This window comes from Mesorhizobium cantuariense (assembly GCF_042647205.1).
Lineage (GTDB): Bacteria > Pseudomonadota > Alphaproteobacteria > Rhizobiales > Rhizobiaceae > Mesorhizobium > Mesorhizobium cantuariense.
In genome coordinates, this window is the sequence record NZ_JBHRVD010000001.1 from 6,827,355 (window position 1) to 6,843,820 (window position 16,466).

At 63.4% G+C, this 16,466-nt stretch carries 11 protein-coding genes and 2 pseudogenes; 5 read left to right on the forward strand and 8 right to left on the reverse strand.

Annotated elements, in window-relative coordinates; genetic code table 11:
* Nucleotides 1–52 precede the first annotated feature (52 nt).
* Together ACFOJ9_RS33410 and ACFOJ9_RS33415 are read right to left on the reverse strand one after the other, a co-directional pair.
* Nucleotides 53–715, reverse strand: a complete 663-nt coding sequence (locus ACFOJ9_RS33410; RefSeq protein WP_378985604.1) for a LuxR C-terminal-related transcriptional regulator — start codon at nt 713–715, stop codon at nt 53–55.
* A complete protein-coding gene (locus ACFOJ9_RS33415) occupies nt 712–2,103 on the reverse strand; it encodes a sensor histidine kinase (RefSeq protein ID WP_378985606.1) in 1,392 nt (463 codons plus the stop codon). Before ACFOJ9_RS33415 ends, ACFOJ9_RS33410 begins: the two co-directional genes overlap by 4 nt.
* 171 nt (nt 2,104–2,274) lie before the next feature.
* Between ACFOJ9_RS33415 and ACFOJ9_RS33420 the strand changes: the two genes are divergently transcribed.
* The 4 genes from ACFOJ9_RS33420 (at nt 2,275) to ACFOJ9_RS33435 (ending at nt 5,743) form a co-directional block, all read left to right on the forward strand.
* A complete protein-coding gene (locus ACFOJ9_RS33420) occupies nt 2,275–2,616 on the forward strand; it encodes a hypothetical protein (RefSeq protein ID WP_378985608.1) in 342 nt (113 codons plus the stop codon).
* A gap of 14 nt (nt 2,617–2,630) precedes the next feature.
* Nucleotides 2,631–3,350 (forward strand): phosphatase PAP2 family protein, encoded by a 720-nt coding sequence (locus ACFOJ9_RS33425; RefSeq protein WP_378985610.1) that lies wholly within the window; start codon nt 2,631–2,633, stop codon nt 3,348–3,350.
* A gap of 299 nt (nt 3,351–3,649) precedes the next feature.
* Nucleotides 3,650–3,928 carry a helix-turn-helix domain-containing protein gene (locus ACFOJ9_RS33430; protein WP_378985612.1) on the forward strand — a complete coding sequence of 93 codons (279 nt, stop codon included), beginning with the start codon at nt 3,650–3,652 and terminating at the stop codon, nt 3,926–3,928.
* Between the two features lie 69 nt (nt 3,929–3,997).
* A complete protein-coding gene (locus tag ACFOJ9_RS33435) occupies nt 3,998–5,743 on the forward strand; it encodes a SulP family inorganic anion transporter (protein WP_378985614.1) in 1,746 nt (581 codons plus the stop codon).
* A gap of 448 nt (nt 5,744–6,191) precedes the next feature.
* Here ACFOJ9_RS33435 and ACFOJ9_RS33440 read toward each other — a convergent pair whose 3' ends face one another.
* The 6 genes and pseudogenes from ACFOJ9_RS33440 to ACFOJ9_RS33465 form a co-directional block, all read right to left on the reverse strand.
* Nucleotides 6,192–7,151, reverse strand: coding sequence for an ABC transporter substrate-binding protein (locus ACFOJ9_RS33440; RefSeq protein ID WP_378985616.1), 960 nt, complete (start codon nt 7,149–7,151; stop codon nt 6,192–6,194).
* Between the two features lie 147 nt (nt 7,152–7,298).
* Nucleotides 7,299–10,163, reverse strand: a complete 2,865-nt coding sequence (locus ACFOJ9_RS33445; protein WP_378985618.1) for an MFS transporter — start codon at nt 10,161–10,163, stop codon at nt 7,299–7,301.
* Nucleotides 10,164–10,707: 544 nt separating this feature from the next.
* Nucleotides 10,708–11,052 (reverse strand): annotated as a pseudogene (locus tag ACFOJ9_RS33450) (transposase); the annotation flags it as partial.
* A 308-nt stretch (nt 11,053–11,360) separates the two neighbouring features.
* Nucleotides 11,361–12,530: an IS110 family transposase gene (locus tag ACFOJ9_RS33455; RefSeq protein ID WP_378977626.1), complete on the reverse strand. Its 1,170-nt coding sequence runs from the start codon at nt 12,528–12,530 to the stop codon at nt 11,361–11,363.
* A gap of 72 nt (nt 12,531–12,602) precedes the next feature.
* A pseudogene (locus ACFOJ9_RS33460) lies at nt 12,603–13,454 on the reverse strand (IS91 family transposase); the annotation flags it as partial.
* Nucleotides 13,455–13,457: 3 nt separating this feature from the next.
* Nucleotides 13,458–14,366: a tyrosine-type recombinase/integrase gene (locus ACFOJ9_RS33465; protein ID WP_378982693.1), complete on the reverse strand. Its 909-nt coding sequence runs from the start codon at nt 14,364–14,366 to the stop codon at nt 13,458–13,460.
* Between the two features lie 746 nt (nt 14,367–15,112).
* Here ACFOJ9_RS33465 and ltrA point away from each other — a divergent pair.
* Nucleotides 15,113–16,351 carry a group II intron reverse transcriptase/maturase gene (gene ltrA, locus ACFOJ9_RS33470; protein ID WP_378988218.1) on the forward strand — a complete coding sequence of 413 codons (1,239 nt, stop codon included), beginning with the start codon at nt 15,113–15,115 and terminating at the stop codon, nt 16,349–16,351.
* Nucleotides 16,352–16,466: the final 115 nt, after the last annotated feature.

The window sequence follows — 16,466 nt, forward strand, 5'->3', positions numbered from 1 at the left end:
GCGATGACTGAAGTCCCTGGAGCGGTTCGGGTTTGGTTGAAGCGCTGAACTGTTAAGTACGGTTCCTGTCGTGGTCGCGCGCCTCACGCATCATCAAGGCTGCTTCAGTGCGGTTTCGCACATTGAGTTTCGACAGCACGCCGGTCATGTGATGCTTGACGGTCTTCTCCTGAAGCTCCAGCCGCAAGGCGACTTCCTTGTTGCTCAGCCCCTCAGCCACCAGCCGCAGGATTTCCGTCTGCCGCTCGGTGAGTTGCCGCAGGCGGTCCGCTATGCCGTTGGTGGGTTGCTGGGACTGGAGATCCGAAAGCAGCCGGGCCGACAGCGTCGGCGAAAGATAGCTCTCGCCGGCCGCCACGTTGCGCAGGATGTCGGCAAGCGCGCGCGATCCGATACCTTTGAGGACATAGCCGCACACCCCTGCATTCAGGGCCATGGTCACATCGGCATTGGCCTCCGAAACGGTCAGCATGACGATCTTCTGGGCGGGATGGCCGGCGAGGATGCCTGCAACCGCGGCCAGACCGCCGCCCGGCATGGAGATATCGAGCAACAATATGTCGGGCTGCACGGTCGCGGCGATGCGTTCGGCATCCTGCGCCGTGGCCCCCTCGCCAACCACCTCGAAGCCTCCGATCTCCGACAGGCTGCGCGTCACACCCTCGCGAAATAGGGGATGATCGTCGATAATGGCGATGCGAATGACACCAGTCATGCTTGCTCCTCGATCGATAGACGGATCACCAAACGCGTGCCTTGCGGCCCGGTCAAGGCTTCGAACTGGCCACCAATGCTTTCGACCCGCTCTCTGAGGCCGGCCAGACCGAGACCTTCGGCCCGTGCCGGATCGAAACCTGGGCCGCCGTCCGATACTTCAACAAAAAGCCTGCCGCCTTTCATCCCGGCACTCACCGCTTGATCCTTGCCTCGTCCGTGGCGATAGGCATTGTTCAGCCCTTCCTGCACGAAACGATAGATGCTGATCTTCTCGGAGGCGCCGGGCTCCGGCAGATGTCCGGTCAGCGTGAGTGTCACCGACGTCCCCGTCCTCTGCTCGTGTTCGTTGACGGCCAGCCGCAGAATGTCCGGCGCGGCAGCCGTCTCTATCTGCGGCAGGACGAGCCCGGTGCAGATACCGCGTATTTCGCGCAGCGCGTCCTCCAGCGTCTTACGGATCATCGCGACCTCGGTCGAGCGGCTTTCGCCCGAATGGGCGTCGCCGGAAAATATCGGACTGTCCATGCGCAGCGCCGCCAGGGCCACGAGTTGGGCCGGACCGTCATGAAGATCGGCGCCGATGCGGCGCAGATATCTTTCGTTGAGCGCGGTGGCGCGGCGGGAGGCCCGCTGCACGCGCAGTCGCAAGGCGCTGTTTTGTGTCACCAGACCCTGCAGCTCCGACACCTGACGGCGCAGCGCCCCGCGTTGATCGTCGATGGTGCGGCTGCCGCGCAGGACGATGCCCGACAGAAGCAGGAATGCCGCCAGGGTCGCGCCGGCCACGATCAGCCAGCTCGACCACAGAGCGGAAGACAGTGTGGCCTGGAAGTCGTCGGCGATCTCGTAGAATTCGGTGACGGCCACCACTTCGCCGGACCAGGGCTCGCGCACCGGATTGTAGATCTCCAGCAATGGCAGGCCGGAAGCCTTCTCCTCACCTTCATCGTCATCGAACGTATTGAATTCGGCAACGACATTGCCTTCGAAGGCGGAACGCAGATCGTCGTTCGGACCGAAGCGGCGGCCGATCAGGGCCGCCTCCTTCGCATAGAGAACCGTGCCGTCGCGTCGCCAGAGGATGAACGATGCGAGGCGCTTGCCGAGCGCGCCCTGGCCAAGCGTCTCGTCGAGCGCCCGCTTGACGGAGTCGCTGAGTTCCTGGTCCTTGCGCAGGTCGGGCAGCAGCGGCGCAATCACGCTGTCGACATAGAGGGCCGTCGTGGCGGCTGAATTGCGGATGACGCCCTCCCGGATCTGCGCCGTCACCCAGGCGCCCACCACCAGCATGACGGCCAGCAGGCCAAAGCCGCCGGCAACGACGAATTGCAGGGCAAGAGAAAGTTCGCTCCAGCGTCGCACCAGGTTTTGAACTATACGAATCATGAACCCCTGACCGCCCTTCAATCGACAGACTGGGCGATAGCTGTACATTGAGCTTCCGTCTTGCCGTTGCCAAGAGCTACGTTTGATCGAGGGTCGCTTGACGTCCCGGCGCGCTTCGGAAACAACGTCCGCGACACACGCGGCGGAGCCGCTTCGAGAGGGGACGGGACGTTGAGTTTTTCGGGATTGCTGCAGCTCGGCTTTTCGACGGTGATTTTCCTGCTGGCGGCGACGGCGGCCAAGCAATGGGGCCTGGCGCCGAGCCTGGGAAAGATCGCGCTGACGCTGGCGCTCTATTCGCTGGGCAATCTGATCATGCTGCGGCTGATCCGCGAATTCGGCATGTCGGTGTCGTTCAGCCTCTCGGCTGTCATCCAGCTGGTCTCGGTGAATGTCGTCGCGTTGATCTTCTTCGGCGAGCGCGTCAACGCGCTGCAGGCGACCGGCATCATGCTGGCAATCGCCGCGGTGGCGCTGATCACGCTTGGACCCTATCTGCAAGGGCGATTGTAACGGGCGAATTGCCGATGAAGAACGCCGCGAACGCTCTGCTCAACCGGGTCGAATTCCCGGTGCTGCTGGCCGGCCTGGTCATCGCCGGCGGGCTGTGGGCGTTCGAGGAATTGATGGAGGTGGCGCGTGCCACCACGCCGCACGCCTTCGACACCGAAATCCTGCTCGCCTTCCGCAAGGCGGGCCAGCCCGACAGCCCGATCGGCCCGCTCTGGCTGGAAGGGGCGATGCGCGACATCACCAGTCTGGGCAGCGGCAGCGTGCTGGTGCTGATCGTAACGGCGGTAATCGTCTATCTCCTGCTTATCCGCAGGCCGGCGACCGCCCTTTTCATCTTCGTGGCGGTGGCCGGTGGTCAGGTGCTGTCGAGCCTGCTGAAAGCCGGCATCGACCGGCCGCGCCCCGAACTCGTCTCGCATCTCGTCAACGAAACGACGCTGTCTTTTCCGAGCGGCCACGCCATGCTGTCGGCAGTGACCTATCTGACGCTGGGCGCGCTGGCAGCGCGCTTCCTGCCTGGGCGAACCACCAAGATCTATGTGCTGTCGCTGGCGGTGCTGACGACGCTGCTGGTCGGCATCAGCCGCATCTATCTCGGTGTGCACTGGCCGTCGGATGTGCTGGCCGGCTGGTGCGCCGGCTTCGTCTGGGCGATGCTGTGCTGGCTCACTGCCCGGGCGTGGCAGCGATGGCGCGGGCAGCGCCTGAACGGCGACAGCGAGACTGGAGACTAGATCAGCCGGTTGATCAGCCCGTGCCCGCAACCCGCCAACAGGAAAACCGCCGACAGCAAGGCTGCCGATGTCATCAAAGCCCTGGAAATCTTCAACGGCTACCCCTTGGTCGATGCTGAAAAGGGAAGGTTGCGTAGATATCTTCCCGGCACTGACGGCCAGCGTAGCATGCTTATCTTGCTCCCCGCCATCCGGCTTCCCGAGAGGATACATGTTTCATATATGTATTATGATGGTTGAAACATCAACATGACTGTATTATACGTTGATACCGCAGACTCAGACGGGGATACCGGCCGATGATCACTGCCGCGCAGATGCGCGCCGCAAGGGCGCTGGCCGGCATCGATCAGAAGACGCTCGCCGAGCGCGCCGGCGTTTCGCTTCCGACCATCCAGCGCATGGAGGCGAGCGACGGCGTGGTCAGGGGCGTGGTCGACACGCTGATGAAGGTCATCCAGGCCCTCGACGAGGCCGGGGTGGAACTGATCGGCGAGAACCAGACCAGCGAGCGCGGCGGCAGGGGCGTGCGCATCAAGCCTGTCGTGCCGCCAGATCCCAAGGCTGAGCCGGCATAAAGTCGCGACGGCGACCGCCGACAGTCCTGCCGACGATCCCGCCGCCTTTCAGGGTGCGGAAGGCAGTCCATGGATCAGACGCAGCGGGCAGCGCATCAACGGGCCCAGAAGTCGGCCCAAAGGTCGGCCCAAAGGTCGGCAAAGCCGACATTTTCCGAATTGTTCACGCCAAAGCTGGTGACGGTCTGGCGCGAGGGCTACACGCTCGCAGACTTCAAGGCGGACGCCATCGCCGGGCTGACGGTCGCCATCGTCGCGCTGCCGTTGTCGATGGCGATCGCCATCGCCTCGGGCGTGACTCCCGAGCGCGGCCTCTACACCTCGATCGTCGGCGGGTTCATCATTTCGGCGCTCGGCGGCAGCCGCTTCCAGATCGGCGGGCCGGCCGGCGCCTTCATCGTGCTGGTGGCCGCGACGGTTGCCCGGGTCGGTATCGATGGGCTGCTGCTGGCAACGATGATGGCAGGCGTCTTCCTGCTCGCCATCGGCTATCTCCGTCTCGGCACCTACATCAAGTTCATTCCCTATCCGGTGACGGTCGGCTTCACCGCCGGCATCGCCGTCATCATCTTTTCAGGGCAGATCGTCGAACTGTTCGGGCTGAAGCTTGCCGGCAAGGAGCCGGGACCGCTGGTGCCGAAGTTGATCGCGGTTGGTGAGGCGGCCGGCACCATCAACCCTGCGGCGACCTTCGTGGCGGTGTTGACCATCTTCACCATCGCTGGCCTGAAGCGCTGGCGGCCGACATGGCCCGCCATGCTCATCGCCATCGGGCTGGCATCGCTGGTGGTGGCGCTTCTCTCGCTGCCTGCGGAGACGATCGGCACCCGCTTCGGTGGTATCCCACGCAGCCTGCAAATGCCTGCCTTGCCGCCGATCAGCCTGGACAGGATGATTGACGTGCTGCCGGATGCCATTGCCTTTGCCTTGCTTGGCGCCATCGAATCGCTGCTGTCGGCGGTGGTCGCCGACGGGATGACGGGCCGGCGGCATCGTTCCAACTGCGAACTGGTGGCGCAAGGCTTCGCCAACATCGCGTCCGCTCTGTTCGGCGGCATCTGCGCCACCGGCACCATCGCCCGCACCGCGACCAATGTGCGGGCCGGCGCCCACGGACCGGTTTCGGGCATCGTCCACTCCGCCATCCTGCTCGCGCTGATGCTGGTGGCGGCGCCGCTCGCCAGCTACATCCCGCTCGCCGCCCTTGCCGGGGTGCTGGCGGTCGTGTGCTGGAACATGTTCGAGAAGCAGGCCTTCGCCACGTTGCTGCGCACCTCGCGCGGCGACGCGCTGGTGCTGACGGCGACCTTCCTGCTCGTCATCTTCCGTGATCTCACCGAAGGCATCGTCGTCGGCTTCGTGCTGGGGTCGATCCTGTTCATCGACCGCATGGCCAAGTCCATTGCGGTCGAGGCCGATCAGCCGCTGGTGCAGGAGGATGTCGCCGACAGCACCTACGCCTACGATTCCAGCGAGGCGACCGACGCCGACACCGTCGTCTACCGCATTTCTGGCGCCTTCTTCTTCGGCGCCGCGTCGACCGTCGGCACCGTGCTCGACCGCATCGCCGACCAGCGCAAGAACTTCATCCTCGACTGCTCGGCCGTGCCGTTCTTCGATTCGACGGCGGCCAATGTCATCGAGGGCGCCGCCCACAAGGCCAAGCGCGCCGGTGTCCGCTTCATCATTTCAGGTGCCGCGCCGCAGATACGGCGCATGCTGATCAACCACGGCGTCAAGCGTCCGCTGGTGACCTACGCCGCCTCGATCCGCGACGCACGGGCGCAGCTGAAAGGGAAGCTGGAGGCGGAGTAGCAAGCAAGATTTGCCGGCTGGTGGCCATTTAGTACAAGGTTTCCGCCGGTTGAAGGTCAACTTTTGACTCTGAATTGACTCACGCACGGCGCGACGTGAACGACCGCTTTGCGCCGCCATGCGGCCGTTCAGGTGCCCTTGCCACTGCCTGAAAGCAGACTGTCGCCGACAGCGAAATTGGAGGTCGAGGTTGCGCCATTTCCGGACGTGCGCGAGCCCTGGCGCGAAGACTTATCTCTTCTGTTCTAACTTCTGTCTCGCTCGGTTCCGTTGATGGTTTCCTGTAACTTGGCTTACGGCAACGCCAAGTAACAGGCAGCGAGATGCACATAGGCTAGCCACGCGGCATAGCTCATGATTGAAACTCTCCAGCCTGGCACCTCAACTAACGCCAGAATCGGGCGTTCCAATCCCGTGTCCCGTGGTGCTATTCGTCTGCCCCCAAGGGTCAGTTGTTCACAGCCTCGGCCACTTGCAGAAAGGCAAACGGCGGATAGCGGCCCAGCTTTTTGGCGACCTCCATGTTCACGACATAGGCGAAGTCCGTTGCCCGCAGGATCGGAAGGTCTCCAGGGGTCGCCCCGTCGCGCAGAATCTTGAGTGCCTGTTCTGCCGCGAGACGCCCAACATCTTCCAACCGCGCCGCAATGGAGAGCATCGCATGGTGCTCGCGCACCAGCGGCTCGTAGGGGCTGACCACGGCGATGCCGTTGTCGACCGCCGTCTTCGTGAACAACTCGCCATTGGCGTTCAGGAACGAGCTCGATCCGACGTAAAGCCAGCGGACCCCCTGCGCGCGCAACTCGGCCATGCGCTCCGCAATCCGGGCGACGTCCGGCACGCCGTCATTGCCGGGGTCGATTTCGAGCGCAACAAGCTCGATGCCGAGCGTCGGCGCAACTTTCTTGAGTTCTTCCGCCGTGATCGCCGAATTGCGTTCGTTGGAGTTGTAGAGGAGGCCGAGCTTGTCGAACGTCGGATCGTACTGGCGGACAATCTCGATGTTGATTGCTTCCGGCACCCGGTTGAAAGTTCCAGCGACATTGGCGCGTCCACTGCCTTCGAAGGCCTTGGCGATGTGCGTGCCGAAAGGGTCGGCAACTTTCACGAAGACGACGGGAATCTCGGTGAGAAATGCGGGATTGCCCACATCGTTCAGCGTGCCGATGACGCCAAGCGTCCCGTTCGTGCCGTAGGTAAGCACGAGGTCGGCCGGCATCGCCCGGGCCTGGGCGATTGCGGCGGGTATGCGCGACTTGTCTTGCGCCAGGTCGACGATCGTGACGTCCGCGGCGAAGCCACTCTTTGCGATCCCCGCCTTGAACCCTTCGCAGACATTTTCGCATCCCTCGTAGAAGATGCCCAATATCTGCTTTCTGTCCGCCGCATGGGCCAGGGCGGTCAGCATAACACATAGGGCCATTGGGAGCAGTCCGCGTACGATCGATCTCACGACGATTCCCCATGATGCGCCCCGAGGCGCCGGACGCCAGTTTAACGCCGTCAGGTCCTGACCGGCAAACCAATTCAGTGCCAGCTAAATTACTTCCGAGGTCTATGCGCCGGCCATCGGGCCCCGCGCCGCTCGCTTGCCCAGGACCGACAGCCCGAACAGTATGGCGCCGCCAAGCGCGAGCCCCGCCACGGTTGCCGTCGCCACGGCGTAGCCATAGAGGCCCGCGACAGCTGCGACCAGTAGCAGGCCGGCGATGCTGCCGAAGCGCTCGACCGTTCGCAATGCACCCAGAACCGGATCGACTCCCAGATGCTTCAGCTCCGTCTCAGCGATCGACATCGAGAGCGAAACTTGCGATCCACGCACCATGCCGTTACCGATTCCTGAGCCCAGCACCGCAAGGAAGATGGCGATCTGGCTCGGCCAGACGGCGGCAGTCAGCAGCGAGATGCCGCCGAGAAGCCCCCCCGACAAGGCCACTGCAGACACCGGAATCCCTCTCTCCGCCGCGCGCCCCGCAAGCGGACCAACGAGGGCGATCGCGAGGAAGTAGACCATCAGCGTGCGTCCGATATCCCCCGGCGAGGCACCGAGGGAATCGAGCGTCAAGGCCACGAGATAGGAAATGAATGCCTGCTGCCAGACGTTGCCGGGGATGGCGATGCCGAACACCAGCGCGGCGAAATGCCAGTTGCGCAACGAGGCAAGCAGCGGCTGCCGCGCGGCTCGCGCCAGCGGTCCGGCTTCCCGCCCCCCGGTCTCGGCGACCAGCGAGAAGATCAGCAGCGCCGAGACCACGACCAGGATGGCGCTGAGCAGAAACACGTTGGTTTGGCCCAGCCGGTCTGCCAGCACCCCGCCCAGCGCCGTGCCGCAGAATATCCCCCCGTACAATACCGTCGAGAACATTCCGAGCGACCGGTCTCGCTCGTCGCGCGGCGTGTTGTCGATCACGTAGTCCTGGCAAGCGAGCGTCACGAAGGCATAGCCCACCCCGAGAATGGTGCGCGACGCCACGATCTCGAGCACGCTGCTTGCCCAATAGAGCCAAAGATGGGCGGCGATTGTTGGCGCCGCAGCCAGGATCAGCAGCCTCCGCGGTCCGAGCCAGCCGGCAAGCGGCCGTGCAAACGGGGAAACCAGCACGATGGCGAGCAGGTATCCGGCGAGCGGCAGGCTGATCAGCACGCTCTCGGGAAGCCACGGAAAGGGATTGTGTGCCGCCCTCGTGTAGAGCGGCATGAAGGAAAGCGGCAGTTCGTCAGCGGCCGCGAACAGAAACAGCGCCAGCCGCAGATCGGTGAAATAGGAAAAGCGCAGGGTGGTCGGCCCGTTCAGTGAAAGACCGTAGCGCGCCTGCAATGCGGCGAGCCTGGCTCCCCTCGCTTGAGAACCGTCGACGCCTTGCCATGCCGCGGCGAACTGTGCGCTGAGGCCTTCGGTGCGCTCGACCAGTATCTGGGTGGCGCGGTCGATGGCGGTCCGGGCGCCCACCACCACTCGCTTGGAGAAGTCCCCCGCCGCCTGCATCGCCGCCAGCCGCTGCAACCGATCGAGAGCGGCTGTCAGTGAGCGGCTGCTCATCAGCACCATGATCTCGAAGGCGATCAACACGGCGACCACCACGACGACGCCCATATCGAGAAAGACGTCGAGGAACTTCTTGGCGATGAAGGCGGGGTCGACATCGATCACCACGTAGGCGATTTCCTTGCCATCGTGCATGATCGGGTGGCTGCGCACGCCTTTGCGCTCGCGCGGCGGAGCAAGATAAGGGTCGATCGGTTTGCCGACCTCCAGCACCACCCGACCCGTGGCCACCGCGACGTATGCGATCTCGGGCAATTGCTTGAGCATATCGCCAAAATAGCTCTCGGCGTTGACGAGACCATCCAGCGGCACGCCCGTCGCCAGTGCGCGCTGGACGTCTTCGCCAACGACCGTGGCAATTAGGTTTGTGCGGGCCGACAGCTCAGGCTCAATGGAGCGATTGACATTGCCCAGGGTGATGATGCCCAGAACAAGGGCGGAACTCACCATCAGCACCGCAGCCAGCGGGGTCAGACGCGATGCGATCTGCCGGGCGAGCGAGCGCAAGGGGTTGGACGCAATCTCGGTCTCAGGAGCCGGGTTGGCCGCAATGACCGTGCCTTCGCCCTCGGGGCGCCTGTCCTCTGCAACCGGTGATGCGAAGGCGCCGAGTTCCCGGCTGGCCTCATCATACTGCCGTCTCGCGTCTGAAAGGTTTGCGCCGAGTTGGCGGATCTGGGGGCCGAAGAGATCACGCCAGAACGCGCCGGGGCCACCCGTCCGCAGATTGCCATTGGTGCTGGTCTCCGCATCGGGTTCGCCGCGGGCAATGCCCTCCAGGCGGGCAAGCCGGCGCCGGGGGGTTCCGAGAAGCAGCCTCAGCAGCAGGTAGGACAGCGCCGAGAAGGCGGCCCAGATCAGCAGAGCGGTGCGGACGACCTTGGCCACCATGGTCTGTGACGCCGCTTGGAGCCGGTCCTTCGGGTAGGCGACAACCACGGCGCCGCTGGTGGCGCCATCACGACCCACCACGTTGAACCCACTGTAGATTTGTTCGGCTGTCTCAGTGCTCCATTTGACGCTCTTCGACAACCGCATGGCTTGCAGCACCTCGTGCGGAACCTCCTTTGGCCGTGACGCATCGGTGGTGTAGACGATGATTCCCGACGGATTGAGCGCGTGGACTGCCTTGACCTGATCGTCGATCTCCAGCGGCCGCGCGACGATGGCGTCGCCGTTGCGGATCATGGAGAGCGGCAGGCCAAGGTCGATGATCGGTTTGAACGACGTTGCCGTCGTCTGAGCAATGACGGAAATTCGCTGCCTTAGAAGGTCGGAAAGCACGGCATTGTGCTGGAGAACCGAAAGCAGACCCACGACGGCCTGCAGCAGGGCTATGACTACCGAGAAGGTTATCCAGCTTCGAAGAAGCATGCGGGCCCCTCCCACACAAGCGGCGCGTGTTAACACTACGTTGAGTGTGCGGGCTTCGCCAGTGGACCATTGACGTCGATTTCGAGCATGTGAGGCGCGACAAGGGACTGCACTGTCTCTACGCCAAGGCGCTGAAAAGCCAGGCGCAGCGCTGCCCGCTAACGTCCGGTTGGGGTCAGTTCGATGCGTGGGGGGCGCCTGAATGTCCGCTTCTCACATTGCACGCCTCGAAGCCGCAAGTCCGCAATCGTGAAGAGTTTCGGGCGCCGGCAGGCGTACGAAAGTCCCCGAGGAAGGAACCCGCGGGCCACATTCGATGGCTATGGGGATTTCGATTTGCGGCAGGTGTCGGCGATGGCGTGTCCGCCGCCTGGAAGCGCGGGGATGGATGCGGACAGGCCGCTTCGTTGCGCCTGCGCGCGGTGTTGTCGGGACATTGGGCAGCTGGGCGCGGTCCTGTCGGCGTTGATGATCACCATGGACACGCGTGGGTCCGTTGCCGGAGGCTGAGTGCCTGCGGCTGATTGGAGTAGGCCAGGCCGGGTCATGAACAGTACTCCCGGTTCGTCGCCGTTGCGTCCGGCGGTCCGCGTGGCTGCCTCCACCTTTCGAACGTCTCGATGACGATCATGCATCCGCCGCAGCAGGGGCATGACGGGCGGATGTCGTCTGGCTCGACCGACGTGTTGCCATCGGGTGGCACGGCGACGTTCAGCAGTTTGCGAGCAAGCGCGAGGCTGGCCTTGCGGGCGGAGCCGGCGAGCAGGCCGTAGTGCCGGATGCGATGGAAGCCGCGCGGCAACACGTGGAGCAGGAAGCGGCGGATGAACTCGGCGGGGCCAAGCGTCATGACCTGCTGCCGCTCGACACCATCGCGGCGATAGTCCTCACATGAGGGTCATCACGTCAAGTCGGGGCATCATGGCGACATTATTCGTTCCTTATTCGAAGACGGTATCCACGGTCTGAGCCCGGTTGCACGACACTGCCCGATATCCGGGCCTGATCAACCTCACATCCGGTCGCCGCCCAGCGGCTGCACCACTATCCCGCTTTCGGCGGGCAAGGGCTCAGAAGGACGAGACCATTCTTGTAGGCGGCTTGCTTTGAGCCATGGACTACCACGGTTCGTCCCCCTGGATCCGTCAGGGCTAATCAGGCCCTGGGGATGGGAATAACTTTACGTCTGTCGTCGCATCAGGTGGCTTTGATGGCGGCTCCCTCGATGAGAACACCGAACGTCACATATTTCCAGAACGCCACCAGCAGCTTGCGGGCCAGGGCAACAATTGTCGTCGCCTTGCGCTTTCCGGCATTGTGCTTCACCCGTTCCTGGAACCAGCGGCTCAGCATCGAATTCGGCTGGTGACGCAACCACAGCCATGCGAGTTGGACCATTGCTGTTCGAAGACGTGGGTTGCCTGCCTTCGAGATACCCTGCTCACGATTGATTGAACCGCTTTGCCAGGGACTTGCGGCAAGTCCTGCGTAGGATGCGACCTGTCTTCGGTTGTCGAAGTGCCGGGACAGGCATTCGCTGTAGATGACATTGGCGAATTCTGGGCCGATCCCCCTTATGCCGAGCAGCATCGTTGCGGGTTCGGTCAGGGCCGCCTTCTCCTGCGCTAGAACCGCGTCACGCTCGGCCTCCACCGCCTTGATTTGTTCGATCAGTAATTCGAGGCGACCGAGCTCGCGAAGAAGCTGGGCCTTGGTGTGCCGAGGCAGATCGCGACCATCACCCGTGCGGAGCTCCTCAAGGCGCTCGCGGCGATCGCGGCGCCCAGGCTCATAGCCCCGAATGCCCTGGCTAAACAGCAAACCCTTGATGCGGTTGATATGGAGCGTTCGTTCGTCGACGAGTACTTTGCGCTCGCGACCGATCCTGCGACGGTCTTCGTCCTGCGAGGTTGGAACTCGCACCATAGAGCAGACGCGGGGCTCCCCTCGCTTGTAGGCCAACAACGTCCGGATAAGCGTCTCGCCGTCGATCCGGTCTGTCTTCGCCCGCCGGCGCTTGCGCGAGACGGCAATCGAGGCGGCGTCCACGATATGGCTTTCTATCCAATCTTCGCGATCGAGTAAGCGGTGAAGCCAGAATCCATCAAGTCCGGCTTCGTGAATAGATACCACTCGATAGAGCCTGCCAGTCCTGGCCAGCGCTTTGGAACGGAGTTCGTCGATACGTACAAACAGTCCGGCAATGTCGCCACCGACAACCGTGTGCCGGGACATCTTATCGGTGGCACCCGGCGACAGCGAGGTGATCAGCCAGGCTGATTTGCTCAGTTCCAAAGAGATAAAAATTGCGTCAAGCTCGACACGGATAGCGGCAGGCGCTGCAGATTGATCAGTTGTAATAGACATGGTGGGTCTCCAGAGAGTTCAAACAACCTCGCTCTATTACAGCTCCGGTCGCTATCCATACCCTCATGGGATCTTGTAGCGGAAGGTGACTCCAGCCTCGTCGAAGGCGATCAGCCGGCTGTTCGAGATCGCCACCCGGTGGGTGTAGCGCGACAGGTAGGCGAGCACTGCCTCCGGTCCGGCGAACGGCGCCTTGGCGTAGACCACCCAGCGCTTCGTCCGGACCGGCGACAGGTGCCGCAGGAATGCCCGGCGGTCGGTGAGGTGCGCCGCCGATCCGAAGAAGGCGAACCGACCGGCGTCGTGCAGCGCGACCAGCCGGGTCAGGAACAGACGGCGGAACAGCTTGCCCAGTACTCTGACTGGGAGAAGGAAGGCCGGCCGCGACGATATCCAGCGTGACCCGTCCGGCGCGATGCCGCCGCCCGGCACGATCATGTGGACATGGGGATGGTGGGTCATTGCCGAGCCCCAGGTGTGGAGGACCGCAGTGATGCCGATGCGCGCACCGAGGTGCTTCCGATCAGCCGCGATCGTCAGCATCGTCTCCGATGCCGCCTTGAACAGCAGGTCGTAGACCAGCGCCTTGTTGTGGAAGGCGATGTCGGCGACCTCGGCGGGCAGCGTGAACACGACATGGAAGTAGCCGACCGGCAGCAGGTCGGCCTCGCGCTCGGCAAGCCATGTCCGCGCGGCTGCGCCCTGGCACTTCGGGCAGTGCCGGTTGCGGCAGGAGTTGTAGGCGATGCGCCACTGGCCGCAGTCCTCGCAGGCCTCGACGTGACCGCCGAGGGCTGCGGTGCGGCAATGCTCGATCGCCGACATCACCTTGAGCTGGACGAGGCTCAGGTGACCTGCATGGGCGGCCCGGTAGGCGGGTCCGGCAGCACGGAAGATGTCGGCGACCTCGATCGAGGCGCGCACGGATTAGCCACCGGGCGAGGTCTCTCCCGGCTTGAACAGGCCGAGCTTGTCGAGCGGGCTCGTCACGGCACGCACCGTCCGGGTCGCAACCTTCGCGTAAAGGGCGGTGTTGTTGAGCTTGGCGTGCCCGAGCAGGACCTGGATGATCCGGATGTCGGTGCCGTCCTCCAGCAGGTGGGTGGCGAAGCTGTGACGCAGCGTGTGCGGCCCGACCCGCTTGGCGATGTCGGCGGATTGGGCCGCCTCGACGACTATGCGATAGAGCTGCCGCGTACTGATCGGCTTCATCGCGTGCTGCCCGGGAAACAACCAGCCGTCGCGATGCATTACGCCCTGCTGCCGCCCGACCTTCCACCACTCACGCAGAAGCGTGAGCAGATCCTCCGAGAGCATGGCGTTGCGATACCGCCCGCCCTTGCCGCGTTCGACGCGCAGCAGCATGCGCTCGCTGTCGACGTCGGCGACCTTCAGCATCGACACCTCCGCGACACGCAGGCCGGCCCCATAGGCGACCGAGAGTGCCGCCTGGTGCTTGAGGCAGGTGGTGGCGTTGAGCAACCGGGCAACCTCGTCGCGGCTCAGCACCACGGGCAGGTTACGCGGATGCGACAGCCGGACGAGCCGGCGCGCCAGGTCCGGGCGGTCGAGCGTGTGGGTGAAGAAGAAGCGCAGCGCTGACACGATGCTGTTCATCGTCGGAACCGGAACGCCGTCCTCCTGCTGCTCGATCTGAAACCGGCGCAGGTCATCGGTGGTCGCTGTGTCTGGTGATCGCCCAAGGAATGTCGCCAGGCGTCCGATGTCGCGGAGATAGTTGCGCTGTGTCTCCCGTGAGAAACGTCGCATGTTCATGTCGTCGATCAGTCGCTGGCGCAACGGGCTGATCGAAGCTTCGAGAATTGAATGAGGCATAGTCAGGCTCCTTGTTGAAGAAGCCTGTGATGCTCTGCCCTTGCCGAACCCTGCTCAACGCGGGCGCGACGACCGGTTCTTGATCTCTACCTCAACCGCAGGCGCCCTCCCGCGCAGCGGGTTCGTTGTGTGCCCAGCATGTTCAACCGCTTGGGGGTGAAAGTCCCCTTGCCAACCTGATGGAGGTGAAGGCTTAGCAAAGCGCAAGGGCATTACCGCGAGGTGGTGTCTGAAGGAAGCGTGGAGCAAAACCGCGACCTGACGAACAGAAACCGGATATGAGGCATCCCTGGCCGGACGAGCGGGCAACGTGTCGCGAAGTCCATATCCATCAAGGGGCAGGGCTGTAGATCCGGCAGGTGCGCGGGGAAGGCGATTGAACTTACCTGGGGAGGCCTGCGTCATGTTCCGACTTCGGAACTGAGGGAACCGCAAGGTGACCTGACCGTGATGCAGGAGTCAGCAGAGGGCGTAGTAGGTGATGCTGTCGGCAAGGCTAGTGAGGCACTCCAAGCCGAAAGGCGGAGCAAACGGATAGGCCGAGCCGGAAACGATGACCGAAGGCCCGAACGATTGGAAGTGGCAAATAGGACTGGCAACTCATGAGTGGAAAGCGGCAGAAGACCCAGTACTCACTGGCCCTGGAACCGAGGGACCGGGGTGAAGCCCCTGTCAGCGGTTACCAAGGGGCCGAACCACTCGTGGCGAAGTCGGCACCCGAAAGCCCGGCCTGGACAGAACAACTAATGGAGACGGTATGTAGCCGAGAGAATCTGGAAACAGCGTGGAAACGCGTTCGAAGCAACAAGGGCGGTCCAGGCGTGGATGGGATGACCATCGATGACGCCAAGGGCTACCTGCGTGAGCACTGGCCAAGCATCCGGTCTCGATTGCACGAAGGAACCTATCAGCCGCAGCCGGTCAAGCGGGTCGAAATCCCCAAGCCGGAGGGCGGGGTCAGAAAACTCGGCGTGCCTTGCGTCGTCGACAGACTGATCCAGCAAGCCCTGCTGCAGGTTCTCCAGGAGCAGTGGGACCCGACGTTCTCCGAGCACAGCTACGGCTTCCGCCCAGGACGCTCCGCCCATCAGGCGGTAGCCCAATCGCAACGCTACGTTGCCGAGGGCTACAGCCACGTGATTGACATCGATCTCGAAAAGTTTTTCGACCGAGTCAATCACGACAGCCTGATGGCGCGCGTCGCCGCGCGGGTATCCGATAAGCGCGTGCTCAAACTCATCCGCGCATTCCTCAATGCGGGGGTGATGGAGGATGGCTTGGTCCGTCCGGTGGACGAGGGGACCCCGCAAGGTGGCCCGCTCTCGCCCCTCCTAAGCAATCTCCTGCTCGACGACCTCGACAAGGAACTGGCCCGAAGGGGTCTCCGCTTCTGCCGCTATGCGGATGACTGCAACATCTATGTTCGCAGCCGCCGCGCCGGCGAACGGGTCATGACCTCTGTCGGCCGGTTCCTGACCAAGAAGCTGCTGCTGAAGGTCAACGAGGCGAAGAGCGCGGTGGCGCGACCGGAGGAGCGGAAATTCCTTGGGTTCAGCATCTCAAATGACGGGAGCGAACGGCGCATCGCGCCAAAGGCCCTCGACAAATTCAAGGCGCTGATCCGGGACATGACACGCCGGACACGGGGAATCAGTCTGCCGCAGATGATCAAGGAGCTGAAGTCATACCTCATCGGATGGCGCGGCTACTTTGGCTTCTGCCAGACCCCACGGGTGCTTACGAACTTGGAAGCGTGGACCCGCCGGAGACTACGCATGTATCTCTGGTGGCAATGGGGGAACGGGCACAACCGCTTCAAGGAACTACGTCGTCATGGCGTACCAAAGTTCGGAGCTGCGGTTGCCGCCGGTTCACCGACGGGATTCTGGCGCATGTCAGGACACCCGGCGGTCCAACAGGCCCTGCGCAACCATTACTTCGAGTCTCTCGGTCTCCCTCGACTTCATGTCTCTGCCCAAGCTTAATACGATCGAACCGCCGTGGTACGGACCCGTATGCCCGGTGGTGTGGGAGGGGCGGCGTCGCGAGGCGTCCCCCTATCCCGATCCTCGGCCCCAAAGGCGACATCAAATATCTGCT